This window comes from Emticicia aquatilis, assembly GCF_014644295.1.
GTDB lineage: Bacteria > Bacteroidota > Bacteroidia > Cytophagales > Spirosomataceae > Emticicia > Emticicia aquatilis.
Genome location: NZ_BMKK01000003.1, coordinates 58,038 through 74,585 on the forward strand (window position 1 = coordinate 58,038; position 16,548 = coordinate 74,585).

The following is a 16,548-nucleotide window of genomic DNA, read 5'->3' on the forward strand; positions in this document are numbered from 1 at the left end:
GTTCCGATTTCAAATTGTGCCTTTCCAAATCAAATACTCCGACCGCATACAAATCGCACAGGGGCGATAACCAAGATTTATCGCCTCTGCTTCGCTCTGAAAAAATACTCTATTTTCCACTTTCATTCGTTTCCCCGCTCGGCAATCCAAACGTCCAAAAATCTTCAATTTTCTGTTTCCCCCTAATGAGATTTCACCTGATTCTATTTTCAAAAATAGATTTCTCGAACGCTCAAAATTACTTTTTCCTAAGTCAATATGTTTTAAACTCACTTCGCATCATGAAAAATAATTCCAAGATTAATTCTTTTACCGCTCCGTACTTCACTTACCCCATGCCGCATTGAAGTTCGATAATACCCACGGCTGCCCAGCGTTGGTCGGAAATTCGTTGTAAAAATCACTGCATCGCCTTTATTTGGCTGTAAAACTATTCCCTTCGATTGCATTCTTGGGCGATTTTCGAGCATCATAAATTCTCCACCCGTATAATCACCATTAGGTTGAGTCAAGAAAATAACCATCTGAAAAGGGAAAAAGATTTCACCGTATAAATCTTGGTGCAGGGCATTCCAATCGCCAGTTTCGTATTTCAAAATCAAAGGAGTTGGGCGGTTTTGCCCATTTTCGTGACACAATTTCAATAACTCACTCAACTGATTCGGGAAAGTTTTCTCGATACCCAATTTTATCATCCAATCATTGGCAATGTGTGCTAAATGTGGATAAATCTCATGCCGTATTTCATCAATAATAGTAGGTAGCGGATACTTAAAATATTTGTATTCACCACTTCCAAACTGATAACGTTTCATATTAATTACACTTCTGAAATTCTCAGATTCATCATAAGTTGTGGCCAATTCATCGCAAATTTCATCCGAAAATAACTTGGGCAAAACTGCATAACCATTTTGATTAATATTAGCTAAATGAGTTTTAAAATCTATATTTTTAAGCATTTTTCATTTGTTTTTCTGCAAAAATGACATACTTTCTTGCATTTATCAAACCGAATCTTGCTTTGTTTTTAGTAGAAAAATAAAAAAATAATCGTCTTCATCTTGCAAATCTTTTTAATCGTGCTACTTTTGCGTAATCAATTACGTAACTAATTACATAATGCAAGATGTTTTTTCAAAACTGGGGCCATTAATCATTGCCAGCCGAATGAAACGCATGAGCGATTATATCATGCGAGCAGGGGCAGAATTTTATCGGAGTAATGGAGTGGAGTTTGAGCCTAAGTGGTTTCCGTTATACTATTTGCTTTCGCAAGAAAAGGAACTGGGTATTATGGATATTGCCCAAAAACTCAATATTTCGCATCCAGCGGTTATTCAGTTGGCCAAAGAATTAGAAAAAGAAGGTTGGATAACTTCTACAAAATCGAAAGAAGACGCTCGCAAAAGATTATTAAAATTAAGCAAGAAAGGGCTTAGTATGCTGCCGCAACTACAACTTATTTGGGACGATATTCGAGAAGTAAACCGCCAAGTTGTAGAGTCTCAACCAACCAATATTTTAGATGCTTTAGGTGAAATAGAATTGTTTTTTGCTTCAAAATCTTACACCGAACGCATGAAAGAATTTCAAGAATCGAAGAAAAAATAGTTGTAGGGGCATATCGCATACGTCTGCTACGGAATAATATTTAGTCAATATTAATAAGAAAAATTTATGAAAATTTCAATACAGACATATTCAAATATCTACCAAAAGCAAGTTGAGAAATTAGTTTTGGGCATTCAAAACGACGAATTTGGTTTAGGATTGACCGCACAAGACCAACCAGATTTGCCAAATATCGAAGAATTTTATAAAAACGGGAGGTTTTGGATTGCACTTGATGAAAATAACCAATTAATGGGAACAATCGGTATAGAGCCACTCACTGGTAGACAAGCTTCACTACGAAAAATGTTTTTGGATAAAACCATGCGTGGAAATAAAGATGAAAATTTAGCCCAGCGACTTTTTGAAACCTTGCTTCAATACGCCAAAGAAAAAGGTTATCAAGAATTATGGCTCGATACGCCGCCGCCAGCAAAAGCTGCCCACCGATTTTATGAACGAAACGGTTTTGAGCTGATGCCCGTTGAAAGTACGCCTTCAACCTACAAGCACCCAGCCATTGAAGGTTTGAAAATTTACCGATTGACAATAAAATAAAGGTTTTCGTAGGAACGTCCAAACTGGACGTTCACAAACAGATGAAACAAATTGTAATTTTCATTGAGAACGTCCAATTTGGACGTTCCTACGGTGGAAACAAATCTAAATTAAATAACCTATGAATAATAATACTTTAGATTTTAGTCAAGAAGAGTTTAGTAAGATTTTGGAGAAAGCATCTTCGATGATTCTTGAAAAATACGCCAATCTTGATGCTATCAAGGGGTTTAATGTAAACTCCCAAGAAGAAGTTGAAAGTTGGTTTGATGAACCACTTCCCCGAATTGGAAAAGATAGCTTTGAGCTGCTCGACGAAGTAAAAACAAAGGTTTTTGATAGTGCAACGGGCAATTTGGGCAAAAATATGTACGCCTATGTGATGTCGGGTGGAAATCAGATTTCTACGGTGGCCGAGTTGTTGCTCTCAACCGTCAATCAAAATAATACGAAATGGCATTTGGCTCCAGCCATGACCGAAATCGAAAAACGTGTCATTAAATGGGCGGCCGAAATGATTGATTATACACCAGAGGCGGGTGGTGCAATGGTGAGTGGTGGCTCGGAAGCTAATTTGGCTGGTTTGACGGTTGCCCGAAATATCTTTTTCAAGAAATTTGATATTAAACGCAACGGGCTTTTTGGCTTAAAGCCTTTTATGGTTTACTGCTCAAAAGAAACCCATAATTGTACTGATAAAAGTTTATCATTGTTGGGTATCGGCACAAATCAACTTCGTAGAATAGACACAAACGCTGATTTGACGATTGATGTAAATGCTCTTGAAAAACAAATCGAAGCCGATATTACCAGTGGTTTTATGCCTTTTTGTGTAGTGGGAAACGCTGGAACAGTGAATACGGGTGCTATTGACAACCTAACTGCATTGGCCGATATTGCCCAAAAATACGAAATGTGGTTTCACGTTGACGGTGCTTATGGTGGTTTGGCTTCGGCTTTGCCTTCAATCAAACATAAATATGCAGGTTTGGAGCGTGCCGATTCGATTGCCCTTGATTTTCATAAATGGCTCTATCAGCCTTTTGAAATCGGTTGTGTTTTGGTGCAAGATTGGGAGAAAATGCGAGAAACGTATTACAAAGAAGCAGATTATTTGGCGACTGAATTGCAGACAAATGCCAATGCTCGCTTGGAATTTAATGAGCATTATTTCCAACTTTCTCGCAATGCAAAAGCCTTTAAAGCATGGATGTCGGTGAAGGCGTATGGTTTTGACCGAATCAGAGAGATGATTCAAAAAGACATTGATTTGACCAATTATTTGATAAAACTCGTGGAAGAATCGACTGATTTTGAATTGAAGTCAAAGGCCGATTTAGCAGTGGCGTGTTTTAGGTATAAAGGAAAAATGGCTGATAATGAGGCGATTAGCGATTTAAATCAAAAACTGATTCCTGCTCTCGAAGCTGATGGACGAGTGTTTATTACCAGTACAAAACTTAATGGAGAGTTTGTGTTACGGGCGTGTATCATCAATCACCGAAAAACTGAAACTTCGATAGAATATTTGTTGGATACAATTCGTGATGTGGCTTCTAAACTATAAATTATCATGCAAAAAATAGAAATCATCGAACTTGACCCAAATAATGAAGCCCAAAAATTGGCTTTCAAACAAATCAATTATGAGTGGATTGAGAAATATTTCAAAGTAGAAAAAGGTGATTTGGCTTCGCTCGAAGACCCCGAAAAATATTTCTTGATAACTGGCGGAGCGGTACTTTTAGCACGTAGAGGAGAAGAGTATCTCGGAACTTCTGCTTTAAAACCAATGGGCAATGACTCTTATGAACTTTGTAAAATGGGCGTAAGTGAAGCCGCTCGTGGCTTAGGAATTGGTGGACTAATTGGTGAGGCAGCTATTCAGAAAGCCCGTGAGTTGGGAGCCAAACGTGTATATCTCGAAACCAACTCGAGTCTTACGCCTGCACTCACACTTTATGCAAAATTGGGTTTTGTACGAATCGAAAACTTTACATCGCCCTACGAGCGTGCCGATGTGGCTATGGAGTTGTATTTGTAACACAATTCTCCGAATTGTAATCTTGACCAAACAATTTAGAAAATTGTTCTACAATTTCAATTTGTCAGACTATTAAAAAAGCGGTATCTTTGGGCGTTTAAGAGGGTATTTTATGTAATGTAAGTGTAAAACATAAAATTATTACCCCAAGTCAACTATTAATTAAATTAGTCGTTTTCTGTGGACTGTCGTCTATTGACCATCGACTAAAAACAATCAAAGATTCTAAGAAAATGAGAAAAAAAATCGCCGCTGGTAACTGGAAAATGAACAAAACTTTTGAAGAAGGTCAAATCTTGCTTTCGGAAGTTGTAAATATGGTAAAAGACGAAGTTGTAAATCCTAACGTACAAGTTGTGATTTGCGTACCGTTTCCTTATTTAAGCACTTTCGGAAAATTGATTGATACGCCAAAGGTTTCGTTGGGTGCTCAAAACTGTTATCCAAAAGCTTCGGGTGCATATACAGGTGAAGTTTCGGTACCGATGTTGAAATCAGTTGGCGTTGGTCACGTAATCATTGGTCACAGTGAGCGTCGTCAGTATTTCAATGAATCTGATGCGTTTTTAGCTGAGAAAGTCGATGCTATTTTGGCTGAAGGTCTTACACCGATTTTCTGTTGTGGTGAAACTTTGGAACAACGCAACGAAGGTATTCATTTCGATTTCGTTTGTGGACAAATCACTAATAGCCTTTTCCATCTTTCGGCTGAAGATTTGAAGAAAACCGTAATTGCTTATGAGCCAATTTGGGCAATCGGTACGGGTGTAACTGCTTCAAACGACCAAGCACAAGAAATGCACAAAGTTTTGAGAGACCACTTAGCATCAAAATACGGTCAAGAAGTAGCTGACGAAATCTCTATCCTTTATGGTGGAAGCGTAAACGGAGGAAATGCTCAAGAACTTTTCGCTTGTCCAGATGTTGATGGTGGCTTAGTTGGTGGAGCTTCGTTGAAATCAAGAGAGTTTACGAATATTGCAAAGTCATTCTGATTAAAATAAATTTTGTTAGAAACCTTACAGGATTGAGAAGTGTTGCAATCTTGTAAGGTTTTTTATGTAAGACCCTTTTATAGGAATTCTATCAATAGTTGTAACTTTTTAGTATATAATTTTAAGTACCTGTTTTTACAAAAATTTGAAATATATCTTTATATTTGTTTCAAAACATATAAGAAATATGCTAACTGATGCACAGTTGAAACCTGCTTTTCATCAATTAATTGATACGATTGATAATAAAGAGTATCTGCGTGAACTCTACGATAGCATTGCAGGTCTTTTACCTATCAAAGGAGATATACTTGATGGTTTAACTCAAAAAGAACTTGAAAGAACGCAACAATCTATTAATCAAGCTAAATCAAATGAGACAATATCTGACGATTTAGTTCGTCAAAAAATTGCTCAAAAATGGAATATTCAATAGTTTGGACTACAACTGCTGAAGCAGACTTTGATGCAATTATTGGATATATCTCAACAAGTCAAAATCATGAACGAGCTATTGATTTTGTTCGTTTGGTTTATAGTAAAATTGATTTGATTGCAAAAATGCCCTTTATTGGTATCGAATCTCAACAAATAAAGACAATTCGTCGTATTTTAATTTCAAAAAACTACTCCCTGCTTTATCAGGTAAATAACGAACAAGTGCTTCTAATCAGAATTGTAGATAATCGAAGTGCATTTAGTTTTTGAAAGTTTAACCTTCAATCAAATGTCCGCAAAATTGAGCTTTATTATCTAAAATTTTCCCACCTCTACGATAACCCAGCCCACAGGCTTCACCTACAAAAAATACACCTGCTTGGTATGAGTTTCCTGCATTATCTTTCAAAAAATCGGTATATTCTTGAAAAACTGTGTTTTGTTCAAAATACTCTCCTTCGGTCGAGGTTTCGGTAGTGCCTGATGGCGAAATGATGCGAATATTTGCTCCTTCTCGCCCAAAAAGTACTTTTTCTACACAAGTTTTGCCTAAAATTGCTTGCGAGGAAGTCTCTAAAAGTAGAGGATGATTTGGGTACAATTCCCACAGAATTTTCAAAATTGCTTTTGATTGAAAAAGTAATGTATAGGCAGGATTCAGAATTACAGCCTTTTGGTTTTTCGAGATTTCGGTTAAAATCTGAGCTAATTCGGGTTCGTCCCAACCAATATATTCCCACGGAATAAGTTTGAACCAAAAGTCATATTTCGTAAAACTTCCACTATCAGTGTTGTACTTGAAAATACCTTCAATGGCCGAAAATTCCACGTTTTCGATATAATCAAACGTTACTTCAAAGCCTGCTTCTTTGGCGGCTTCGCCCAAAACTTGCATGTTGGTATCGTCTTCGGGAAAATCTTTCATCGTCGAAATCAGCAAAGTTTTCTGAAAACTCGGATTTTGGCGGTGCAATTCTCTGAATTTTTCTACGAAAGTTTCATACAAAGTATTGAATTGTTGGCTTTCATCGAGATAATTTGCTTTCAACGAAGCCCACTGCACAACGGCAGTTTCTGGAATACAAGTAGCCGTATCGGCATTGAATTCTATCAATTTTATTGGTTTTCCATCAACGCCACCACTCAAGTCGAATCGGCCATAAATGTGCCAATTTGCATCGTTTTCCCACGAATATTCAATTAATTCAATCAAATTTTCAGGAATACCGAGTTCGGCGTAACGCTCGTTATCAATTACATGTTGGGCGGCTGCAATGTACATTTCGTAAAGCTCATTGGCCGCATCGAAATAGCTTTCGGCTTCTTCTTCCGACACAACCACCATTTCGTTGGTAATATAAGGCAAGGTATCTTCGCCGAGCATCCAATTCCAGCCAATGTTGCGGAGCGATGCTTCGGGTGAGATTGTGAGATTTTTTAATTTCATGATTTTTAGTCCATGGTCAAGAGACAATTGTCCATGGTCATTAAATATGTTTTGTCTAAAAACTTTAAATTTATACTGTTGACTATCGACGGTTGACCGTGGACTTTCTTACGAACTATGGCTACTATGGCTCGAACTATGGAAAAATCCGCTACGGCCACCCACGGGGCGTGCCATCGTAGTACGAGAATTACCGATGTTTTGGTGAATTTGGTTCGACCTATCAAACGCACTTCGAGTGGCGTAATAAGTCATTAATCCAGTACCACCAAAGTGATGACGACGATGACGTGAAGTATCTGCCCTTGAACCCGAATTTTGTGCAACACCATTAACATCGGGGCGATAATTGGCATAATTCGGACTCATCGTTTTAGCCAATAAATAGCCCATTCCGCCAAACAAAAGAGCATTTGAAAGATTACTGCTTTGGCCAATTGTGTTCGGACTTGTTTTCACTTCGCTGTCGATAAGGCCTTGCACAACTTTGGGTGATAGACTATCTTTTTTACCATCGAGGTAGGTTACGATGGCTACCGAACTATCAATCGGCACCTCTTTTTCGTTAGTGATTTTGAAAACTCCTTTTTCGGTTTCCGAAATATAGGTTTTCACACCTTTGGTATAAACTTCTTCGTATTCATACTCTTCTTCGTCGGAGCTATCGCTTCCACAGCTTTGGAGTGCAACACTATTGCCCATAATTGTAAGGGCGATTGTGCCACTAATGGTAATATCTTTAACTTTTTTGATAAAAGTTTTTTTGCTAATAGGAGTCATTTTTCGATATTGTAAGAGCGGTTTAGTAAATTTATGTGTCAAATATTTAGTAAATGCTGCAATTAAGAAAGAATCTTGGTAGGAATGGTTATTTTTCCTTGTAATTTGGTGTTTTTCTCGGACAATTTATGAAGTATTTTCTGTTTTTGATATTTTTAGGATTTGGGAGGGCAGTGGCTCAAAACCCTTATGTACAGGTGCTGGGTGTGGCACAAGATGGCGGTTTTCCGCAGGCAAATTGTCAAAAAGAATGTTGTAAAGCTGTTTTTGATGGAAAAACTGCCCGCCAGTTTGTTTCGTGCATAGCGGTTATTGACCCAGTTTCAAAACAACAATGGATATTTGACGCCACACCAGATTTTACGCAGCAATTACATTTGCTCAATAACCCCGTACCTAAAAACTTGGGTATTTTCCTGACCCACGCACATATTGGGCATTATACGGGAATTATGTATTTGGGTCGAGAAGCAATGGGAGCCAACCAAGTGAAGGTTTATGCCATGCCCAAAATGAAAAACTTTATCGAGCAAAATGGGCCGTGGAGCCAGTTGGTAGCCTTACGAAACATTGATTTACAGCCAATTAAGGAAGATTTGGTCATTGTCTTAAACGAACGTGTGAGCGTACAGCCTTTCAGAGTGCCACACCGTGATGAGTTTTCGGAAACGGTTGGTTATAAGATATTTACGCCCAATAAAAGTTTAGTGTTTATTCCTGATATTGATAAATGGCAAAAATGGAATAGAAGTCTGGAGGAGCTAATCAAATCAGTCGATTATGCTTTTTTAGATGGTACTTTTTATAAAGATGGAGAAATTAATCGCCCAATGAGTGAAGTACCGCACCCGTTCGTGACCGAAACGATGGATTTATTGAAAAACTTACCAGCTACCGAGAAAGCCAAAGTACATTTTATTCATTTTAACCACACAAATCCTGTAATAAACCCTAAATCTTTAGAAAATAAAGAAGTCAGACAGAAAGGTTTTAAAGTAGCTTTTCAAGGGGAGAAAGTGGAATTGTAAAACTCGATTTAATCGGGGGAGGGATAATAGAAAGAATCGCAACTCTGAAAGGGTTAAACCCATTTAGGGTTCGTTTTTGTATTTCAACTTTTACACCGATTAGCAATCGGTGCTATTCGAGTTTGACACTTTTAGTGTCATTAAATACATGATTGACTAATTAGAAAATATGAAAGGATATAAATATAGAGGGAGAGATACTTTTGAAAGAGATTTGGAGAGCATTTTAAATAATCAACTATATGCGTCTTCATTTGACAAATTGAATGACCCATTTGAAGCTACTTTTAAAGAAGAGATTTCTCAATTTGGTGAAACTCTTAAAATGTTAGGAGTAGATTCAAGTGAGGTTAAACACAATTTCAAAGAGGTACTTGATTACACTTCAAAATTGGGTATTTATTCTTTATCTTATACTCCAATAAATGAATTGATGTGGGCACATTACTCTTCCTCTCACGAAGGTTTTTGTATAGAATATGATATTGAAAAAATCAAATGGAGTGAGTTTGAAAATAGGTTTATAAAAGAGTTGGATGTAGATTATAAAGATGCTATACCTGTACTAAAATGGGATGATATTTATGATTTAGAAAATGTGTTAAAAAAAATGTATGCAACTAAATCGTTATCATGGCAATATGAAAAAGAGGTACGACTATTATTTGATAATTATGGATTAAAGAGTTATCACTCCTCAGCTCTGACAGGGATTTATTTTGGAGCTAAAATGTCAGACAATTTGAAACAAATACTGATAAATTCTTTGAAAAACAGAGATATAAAGTTTTATCAAATATCAAAAGGACTAAACTCTTATCATATAGAAAGTAGATTAGTACATGAAAATAAGCGAATAATAATCAATAAATTAGATTTTGATTCCTTTGAAATACTAAGAACTAATCATTCTATACAAATAGAGGTTTTTGATATTTGGTATAAAGATAATGATATAAGCACTGATGCTATTCTTTCCTTCGTTAAAGCATTTACTGAGAATATCTCAACAAAAAAATGTATAATAAATATATTTAATGATAAATCTATTCAGCATTTACTTGGAAAGTCTCCTTTGACAAAAGAAGAATATTTACAATTTGCAGATTGTTATATTGCCGACTATAATTACGTAACTCCTAATGTTATTTATCCATATCCTTACCAAGATATAAGGTATAAAGAATATGGCGGTCAAAACTGGAAAAAGTAAAACAAACACAATTATATGGACAAAAAACACCGCACATTGCTCATCATTATATCAATCGTTGGCTGGACTGCTATTGGTGGTTTGGGTTGGTATTTTATCAATAGCTATACTTCTAAGCCTAAAAAGGTTCGAGGTGTGGCCGAGTACGATACGCTCGTTCAGCCGACGCATTACAAAACGATTCCATCACAAGCTTTCAAAAATGTAATACTCGAAACGGATTTAGGCCCAGTACAAATTTATTTTGAACCAAGCGAAAAACATTCGGTAAAATTTCATCAATCGTATCTAAAATATGTAGATATTGCATACAGGGGAGATACCTTAGTCATTCATGCCAAAAAGACACCAAAATCTACCAAAGAAGAGCCAGTGTTTAAGCAAATATATGTTTATACGCCCGATATAAAATATTATCAAGGAGAAGCAAGTCAGACTACTTTTTCGTATTTTAACATTGAGAAACTAAAAGTTGACAGCCGTAGCAGTTGGATGCGTTTTTACGGGTGCAAAATTGAAAATTTAGAACTTCTCACCGACCATCCGTGCAATTATCGTTTAGAAGAAAACTCTTATTTTGGCAAAGTGAGAGCCGATATAAACGAAAATAGTGCCATGACTTGCCTGAGTTATATTCAGAATGACCTCATTATCAAAACCAAAGATTTCAAGAAAATTGATATTAGTAAGGAAAATGTGAAGAAGTTATTGGTTGAAAAATAGCCTGAGTAAATATTTGAAGCCATGAAACAAGGATATTTATTGGTAATGTATTTTATTTTAGGATCAATTACTGATGCTTACTCTCAAACAAAATACAAATACCTTGTCTTGCTCAAAGACAAGGATAATTCGCCATATTCGGTAAATACGCCTCTTGATTTTCTTTCAAAAAAAGCCCTTGACCGACGCTTTAAGCAAGGAATTACTGTAAAAACTACTGATTTACCGCCAAATCCCGCTTATATTTCGAGTATTCAGCAAACAGGGGCAACGGTCATTTATAAATCTCGATGGATGAATGCAGTTTTGGTAGAAGCCACCGAAACACAAAAAAATACAATTTTGGCCTTGCCATCGGTCAAAGGAGTTGAGTTTAATCGACCACTCAAACAAGCTCGACAGCAGTTAGTAAAAGATAAGTTTGCCATTGAAAACACCGAAAGTCTAAACTATGGCGATGCAACTGCCCAAATTCAATTATTGGGAGCAGATGCGATGCACAATTTTGGCTTTCATGGAGAAGGAATGCTGGTGGCTTTGCTTGACGATGGTTTTCTGAATGTCAATACGAGTGCATGTTTGCAGCATCTCGTTCAGCAAAATAAAATCGTAAAGGTGTATGATTTTGTGGATAATGACAATACTGTTTATACGCAAGGCGGACACGGAACTGCTGTATTGAGTACGATGGCGGGTTATATTGATAGTCAGATGATTGGCCCCGCTTTTGGTGCATCAGTGGCATTATTTCGGACAGAAGATATTTTTTCAGAAACACCACTCGAAGAAGCAAATTGGCTTTTTGCCGCCGAAATGGCCGATAGTTTGGGGGCTGATATTATTAGTTCATCGTTAGGGTATAGTACTTTCGATAACTCAGCCGATAATTATACACCCGCCATGATGGATGGTAAAACCGCCCTCAGTACACGAGCAGCCGATTTGGCTGCTGCAACGGGTATGGTCATTGTGATTTCGGCAGGGAATTCGGGCAATGACCCTTCTTGGCAAATAATCACTGCTCCAGCCGATGCCGATTCTGTTTTGGCGGTTGGTGCGGTAACTCGTGCAGGAGTTTACGCTTCGTTTAGTTCGAGAGGGAATTCGGCCGATGGACGAGTAAAACCCGATGTGGTAGCAGTTGGCAGCGGAACCGCTCTTTGTAATACTTCGGGATTTGCTTCAACCAGTAATGGTACTTCGTTTTCAGCTCCTTTGGTGGCGGGTTTGGTAGCAGGATTTTGGCAGGCCAACCCGTATCTTACGGCACAGGAAGTAACGAGGGCTATTCGTAGGTCGGGACATCAGTTTGTATCTCCGACCATTCAGTTGGGTTATGGATATGCCAATTTTTCGAGGGCAAATACGGCCGTACTGAATGATTTTCCATTGACAGTCATCGAGCCAAATGCTGACTTAGTCTCGGTGGCGGTTTTGCCTTCAAATAAGTCGGATATTAGCTTGAAATTTTCTAATACACTCATAAACAATAGTTTACGTGTTAGCCTCATAGACCAAAATACTAAACAAATTGTTTTTCAAGAAACTTTCACACTTTTGGCCAATCAGGTTACAAAAACCATTTCGCTTAATACGCTCACGCCCGATATTCTACTCCGAATCGAAGACCTAACACAAAAAAAGACTTTGAAAATTATGCGTTGGTAGGCTACAAACTTTCGGCAAAATCTTTTAGTGTAATACTCGGCTTACCCAATAAATCCCATGTTGATTGTGCTTCAAACTTTTCGGGATATTTATTCAGAGCCTCTACGATATGATAGCCATAATCGAATTTCTGACTGAATTTACCCATGATTTTCATCACAAACATCGGAGCCCACATCGTGCGAAGCTTTTCTTTTTTATAATGCTGAATAAAAGTTTCGGCGGCTTTGTCTTGCGTAAAAGCTTCTAATCCCTGTATCACAAAATCTCGATTTTCGTTTTCTTTCAAAACCTCAAATGATTTAGCTACTTGTCGGGCATAGTCTTCGGCAGCAACATAATACATCGCATACTCCGATTTTCCACCCAGAGCAATCATGCTTCCTTGCTTTGATTGATGTATGATGCTTTCCATAAAAATAGAAGGATAAAAAATCGTATAGACAATACCCGAATTCTTGATTTTCTGCACAGCTTCTTGTTTGATTCTAAATACCCACCAGTCAAAATCATTCATGCCTTGATACAAATGCACCAACGAAGAAAGATAAGCTATTCGCTTTATTTTTAGTTTTTGAGCAACTGTCAAAATGGAGTCAAGACCTTCTCCTTCGGGGTGAAATTCGTTGGGTTTTTCGGTCTGTTTCACTGATAAATTTAAGAAGACTGCATCTTGGCCTTGCATGGCCGTTTCAATATCTGCACGATTGTTTATATCACCTTTAATGATTTTTGTGGTAGGAAAAAGCTCTGTTGCCAAGTCGGTACTACGCACCAAAAGAGTCAGTTCAAACCCTGCTGTAATTAATGCCTTCGTGACGGGTTTTCCGAGCAAACCAGTTGAACCGATGATAAGTATCTTTTTCATAATGTTTTTTATAAAAATAGCTTTTGCTTGATAGTCAACGTTTTATGTAGCTACATTGAATGCTTAAACAAATAAAATACTGAAAACTAATAAAGCCAACCTTTCAATAACTTTATTTAAAAAATCTGTGTAGAATGATAACCATGCTCATTTTTATGAGTTATTTTGTATGAATCTAATCAAACTGACCTTATGAAGAATCTTTTTGTAATATTGGCTGCGGTCATTTTACTCACAAACTGCGAAAAAAAGACAAGTAATGAAATTTCTCAAGCCTCAACGACGGTTTCGGACGAAATCCAGACAGGAGGAGTGAAGATGGTAGAAATCGAAACTTTAGCTGGAAAATTTAAAGTATGGACTAAAAAATTTGGTGATAATCCACGAATAAAAATCCTATTGCTACACGGAGGCCCAGCCATGACCCACGAATATATGGAGTGTTTTGAGAGTTTCTTCCCGAAAGAAGGCTTCGAGATGTACGAATATGACCAACTTGGCTCTTACTATTCAGACCAACCCCAAAATGATTCTCTCTGGACAACCCCACGATTCGTAGAAGAAGTTGAGCAAGTACGCAAGGCTTTGGGCTTGAACAAAGATAATTTTTATCTCCTCGGAAACTCTTGGGGTGGTATTTTGGCAATGGAGTATGCCCTCAAATATCAAGAAAATCTGAAAGGATTGATAATCAGCAATATGATGCCGAGTATTCCTGATTATGCCAAATACAATGAAGTGTTGCGAAGCCAAATGCGTAAATCATTGGTTGATTCGCTCAATGCTTTTGAAGCCGCTGGAGACTTCAAAAACCCAGTCTATGTCGATTTGGTTACTCGTGAATATTACAACCAACACATTTGTCGCTTGCCCGAATGGCCTGAGCCAGTCAATCGTACTTTTAAACACTTAAACGAGCATGTTTATGTTTTGATGCAAGGCCCAAGCGAGTTTAAGGTAGGTGGAAGATTACTGACTTGGGATAGAAAAGCGAGTTTACCGAATATAAAAGTTCCAACGCTCGCCATCGGAGCAAAATATGATACAATGGACCCCAAAGCAATGGAGTCTATCAGTAAATCGGTGCAAAAAGGGCGTTACCTATATTGTCCAGATGGCAGTCATCTTTCTTTTTGGGATGACCAAAAAACTTATTTCCCAAATGTTATTCAGTTTATAAAAGACGTTGATGAGAATAGGTTTTAAAAATAGCCTTATAAGCTATTACTTTTGAAATGAGTGAAATTTCAGATAGTTTTGCTATTATTATATGGGCAAATATCCAGTTTGTCCTACTGTTAACCTATTGAACACCATAAAAGATGTCACAACCTATAAACCGAGTTTTCGAATTATTAGATACTTCTATTGCCAAATACAATAAACCAGATGTTTTTGCTTCAAAAATAAAAGGCGAATGGCACCGTCTGACAGCCAACGATTTTTTACAAGCCATTAATCAGTTAAGCCTCGGTTTACTAAGTATTGGCATCGAAAAAGACGATAAGATTGCGGTTATTTCAGAGAGCCGTCCCGAATGGAATATCGTAGATTTTGCCATTCAGCAAGTTGGAGCGATTGGCGTACCACTTTATCCAAATATCACGGTTGACGATTATAGCTATATATTCAATGATGCCAGTATAAAATTGGTTTTTGTGGGCGACGCCGACCTTCTCAAAAAAGCTCAAGAGGCAGCCAAAGAAGCCCCCAGTGTACAAGAAATTTATTGTTTCGATAAAATTGTCGGTAATAATTATTGGAAAGAAATTTTAGAGAAAGCCAATAGCAAAGATGGCGAAAAGCTGGAAAGCATTAAACAAGGTATCAGGACTGACGATTTATTGACAATCATTTACACATCAGGTACAACTGGTAATCCAAAAGGTGTGATGCTTTCGCACCGAAATCTGATTAGTAATTTCGAATCATGCCGAGATAACTTTCCGATTGATGAAACCTGTCGAGCTTTGAGTTTCCTGCCACTCAACCATGTGTATGAGCGTATGGTTTTGTATCTCTACATGAGCAAAGGGATGTCGATATATTACGCCCAAAATATGGCAACAATCGCCGACGATTTGCGTGATGTACAACCACATATATTTACAACCGTACCACGATTGCTCGAAAAAGTATATGATAAAATTGTGGCAAAAGGCTACGAACTAAGCGGGCTAAAACGTCGAATTTTCTTGTGGGCTTTAGATTTAGGTCTGAAATATGACCCTAATCAAGAGTTTGGAGCGTGGTATAGTTTTCAGCTAAAATGGGCGAGAAAGCTTGTTTTTAGTAAGTGGCAGGAGGCTTTGGGCGGAAATATCCGCATGATTTGCTCGGGAGCGGCAGCTTTGCAGCCACGCTTAGCGAGAGTTTTCTGGGCGGCGGGCATTCCTGTTTCGGAAGGATACGGCATGACCGAAACATCGCCCGTAATTGCTACTAATCGAGTAATGCCTTTAGATTTAAGGATAGGCACAGTAGGCCCAATCATTGACGGAACGACAGTAAAAATTGCCGAAGATGGCGAGATACTCGTAAAAGGCCCCAACGTGATGCTGGGATATTATAATAAACCTGAACTTACGAAAGAAGTAATCGACCACGACGGCTGGCTGCACACAGGCGACATTGGCAAACTCGAAGAAGGAAAGTATTTGAAAATCACCGACCGTAAAAAAGAAATTTTTAAGACATCGGGTGGAAAATACGTTGCTCCGCAAGTGCTTGAAAACAAGATGAAAGAGTCGGTGTATATCGAACAAATGATGGTTGTGGGCGAAAGTCAGAAATTTCCTGCGGCCTTGATTATTCCTGAGTTTGTGTCCCTTCGGGAATGGTGTAAATCGCAAGGAATTGCCTATACTTCTGACGCCGAAATGATTAAAAATCAGCAAGTCTTGAAGTTAATTTTTGGTGAAATTGCCAGATTCAATAAAGAATTTGCTTCTTATGAGCAAGTAAAGAAATTTACGCTTTTATCAAACCCGTGGACGGTTGAAGGAGGTGAAATCACGCCAACCCTAAAACCTAAACGCAAGGCAATCATGGCTAAATACAAAGATGTGATTGATAGAATGTATGAGTGATTTTTAATGTAGAATTAAGAATGTAGAATTAAGAATGCAGTGTAACTTGTTGATTGTCAGTTTAATATGTCGATAATTATTAA

Annotated in this window: 18 protein-coding genes; 13 read left to right on the forward strand and 5 right to left on the reverse strand. The window is 37.7% G+C overall.

The window, feature by feature from the left end:
* Positions 1-9 precede the first annotated feature (9 nt).
* Positions 10-273: an Ada metal-binding domain-containing protein gene (locus IEX65_RS07635; protein ID WP_188765451.1), complete on the reverse strand. Its 264-nt coding sequence runs from the start codon at positions 271-273 to the stop codon at positions 10-12.
* Positions 270-962, reverse strand: coding sequence for a 2OG-Fe(II) oxygenase (locus tag IEX65_RS07640; RefSeq protein ID WP_188765452.1), 693 nt, complete (start codon positions 960-962; stop codon positions 270-272). Before IEX65_RS07640 ends, IEX65_RS07635 begins: the two co-directional genes overlap by 4 nt.
* A gap of 160 nt (positions 963-1,122) precedes the next feature.
* On the opposite strand from IEX65_RS07640, the gene IEX65_RS07645 reads away from it, so the two are divergent.
* From IEX65_RS07645 to IEX65_RS07675, 7 genes are all read left to right on the forward strand, one after another.
* Positions 1,123-1,614, forward strand: a complete 492-nt coding sequence (locus IEX65_RS07645; protein WP_188765453.1) for a MarR family winged helix-turn-helix transcriptional regulator — start codon at positions 1,123-1,125, stop codon at positions 1,612-1,614.
* Positions 1,615-1,680: 66 nt separating this feature from the next.
* A complete protein-coding gene (locus IEX65_RS07650; RefSeq protein WP_188765454.1) occupies positions 1,681-2,172 on the forward strand; it encodes a GNAT family N-acetyltransferase in 492 nt (163 codons plus the stop codon).
* Positions 2,173-2,293: 121 nt separating this feature from the next.
* The gene (locus tag IEX65_RS07655) at positions 2,294-3,739 is read left to right on the forward strand and encodes a pyridoxal phosphate-dependent decarboxylase family protein (protein ID WP_188765455.1); all 1,446 of its coding nucleotides are present in this window, start codon (positions 2,294-2,296) and stop codon (positions 3,737-3,739) included.
* A 6-nt stretch (positions 3,740-3,745) separates the two neighbouring features.
* Positions 3,746-4,216: a GNAT family N-acetyltransferase gene (locus tag IEX65_RS07660; protein WP_188765456.1), complete on the forward strand. Its 471-nt coding sequence runs from the start codon at positions 3,746-3,748 to the stop codon at positions 4,214-4,216.
* Positions 4,217-4,449: 233 nt separating this feature from the next.
* Positions 4,450-5,211, forward strand: a complete 762-nt coding sequence (tpiA, locus tag IEX65_RS07665; RefSeq protein WP_188765457.1) for a triose-phosphate isomerase — start codon at positions 4,450-4,452, stop codon at positions 5,209-5,211.
* Positions 5,212-5,398: 187 nt separating this feature from the next.
* Positions 5,399-5,647: a hypothetical protein gene (locus IEX65_RS07670; RefSeq protein ID WP_188765458.1), complete on the forward strand. Its 249-nt coding sequence runs from the start codon at positions 5,399-5,401 to the stop codon at positions 5,645-5,647.
* A complete protein-coding gene (locus IEX65_RS07675; RefSeq protein WP_188765459.1) occupies positions 5,632-5,919 on the forward strand; it encodes a type II toxin-antitoxin system RelE/ParE family toxin in 288 nt (95 codons plus the stop codon). Before IEX65_RS07670 ends, IEX65_RS07675 begins: the two co-directional genes overlap by 16 nt.
* A 4-nt stretch (positions 5,920-5,923) precedes the next feature.
* Here IEX65_RS07675 and IEX65_RS07680 read toward each other — a convergent pair whose 3' ends face one another.
* Together IEX65_RS07680 and IEX65_RS07685 are read right to left on the reverse strand one after the other, a co-directional pair.
* Positions 5,924-7,099 (reverse strand): glutathionylspermidine synthase family protein, encoded by a 1,176-nt coding sequence (locus IEX65_RS07680; RefSeq protein ID WP_188765940.1) that lies wholly within the window; start codon positions 7,097-7,099, stop codon positions 5,924-5,926.
* A 105-nt stretch (positions 7,100-7,204) separates the two neighbouring features.
* The gene (locus tag IEX65_RS07685; RefSeq protein WP_188765460.1) at positions 7,205-7,876 is read right to left on the reverse strand and encodes a Cj0371 family chemotaxis-regulating polar lipoprotein; all 672 of its coding nucleotides are present in this window, start codon (positions 7,874-7,876) and stop codon (positions 7,205-7,207) included.
* A 128-nt stretch (positions 7,877-8,004) separates the two neighbouring features.
* Between IEX65_RS07685 and IEX65_RS07690 the strand changes: the two genes are divergently transcribed.
* The 4 genes from IEX65_RS07690 (at position 8,005) to IEX65_RS07705 (ending at position 12,508) form a co-directional block, all read left to right on the forward strand.
* Positions 8,005-8,904: an MBL fold metallo-hydrolase gene (locus IEX65_RS07690; RefSeq protein WP_188765461.1), complete on the forward strand. Its 900-nt coding sequence runs from the start codon at positions 8,005-8,007 to the stop codon at positions 8,902-8,904.
* A gap of 169 nt (positions 8,905-9,073) precedes the next feature.
* Positions 9,074-10,117, forward strand: a complete 1,044-nt coding sequence (locus IEX65_RS07695; RefSeq protein ID WP_188765462.1) for a DUF2971 domain-containing protein — start codon at positions 9,074-9,076, stop codon at positions 10,115-10,117.
* A 15-nt stretch (positions 10,118-10,132) separates the two neighbouring features.
* Positions 10,133-10,840: a hypothetical protein gene (locus IEX65_RS07700; RefSeq protein ID WP_188765463.1), complete on the forward strand. Its 708-nt coding sequence runs from the start codon at positions 10,133-10,135 to the stop codon at positions 10,838-10,840.
* A 21-nt stretch (positions 10,841-10,861) separates the two neighbouring features.
* On the forward strand, positions 10,862-12,508 hold the full coding sequence (locus IEX65_RS07705) for a S8 family peptidase (RefSeq protein WP_188765464.1): 1,647 nt from the start codon (positions 10,862-10,864) through the stop codon (positions 12,506-12,508).
* A 1-nt stretch (position 12,509) separates the two neighbouring features.
* On the opposite strand, the gene IEX65_RS07710 is transcribed toward IEX65_RS07705, so the two are convergent.
* Positions 12,510-13,376: an SDR family oxidoreductase gene (locus IEX65_RS07710; protein WP_188765465.1), complete on the reverse strand. Its 867-nt coding sequence runs from the start codon at positions 13,374-13,376 to the stop codon at positions 12,510-12,512.
* A 192-nt stretch (positions 13,377-13,568) separates the two neighbouring features.
* On the opposite strand from IEX65_RS07710, the gene IEX65_RS07715 reads away from it, so the two are divergent.
* Together IEX65_RS07715 and IEX65_RS07720 are read left to right on the forward strand one after the other, a co-directional pair.
* Positions 13,569-14,582 (forward strand): proline iminopeptidase-family hydrolase, encoded by a 1,014-nt coding sequence (locus IEX65_RS07715; protein WP_188765466.1) that lies wholly within the window; start codon positions 13,569-13,571, stop codon positions 14,580-14,582.
* A gap of 116 nt (positions 14,583-14,698) precedes the next feature.
* Positions 14,699-16,465, forward strand: coding sequence for an AMP-dependent synthetase/ligase (locus tag IEX65_RS07720; RefSeq protein ID WP_188765467.1), 1,767 nt, complete (start codon positions 14,699-14,701; stop codon positions 16,463-16,465).
* Positions 16,466-16,548 lie beyond the last annotated feature (83 nt).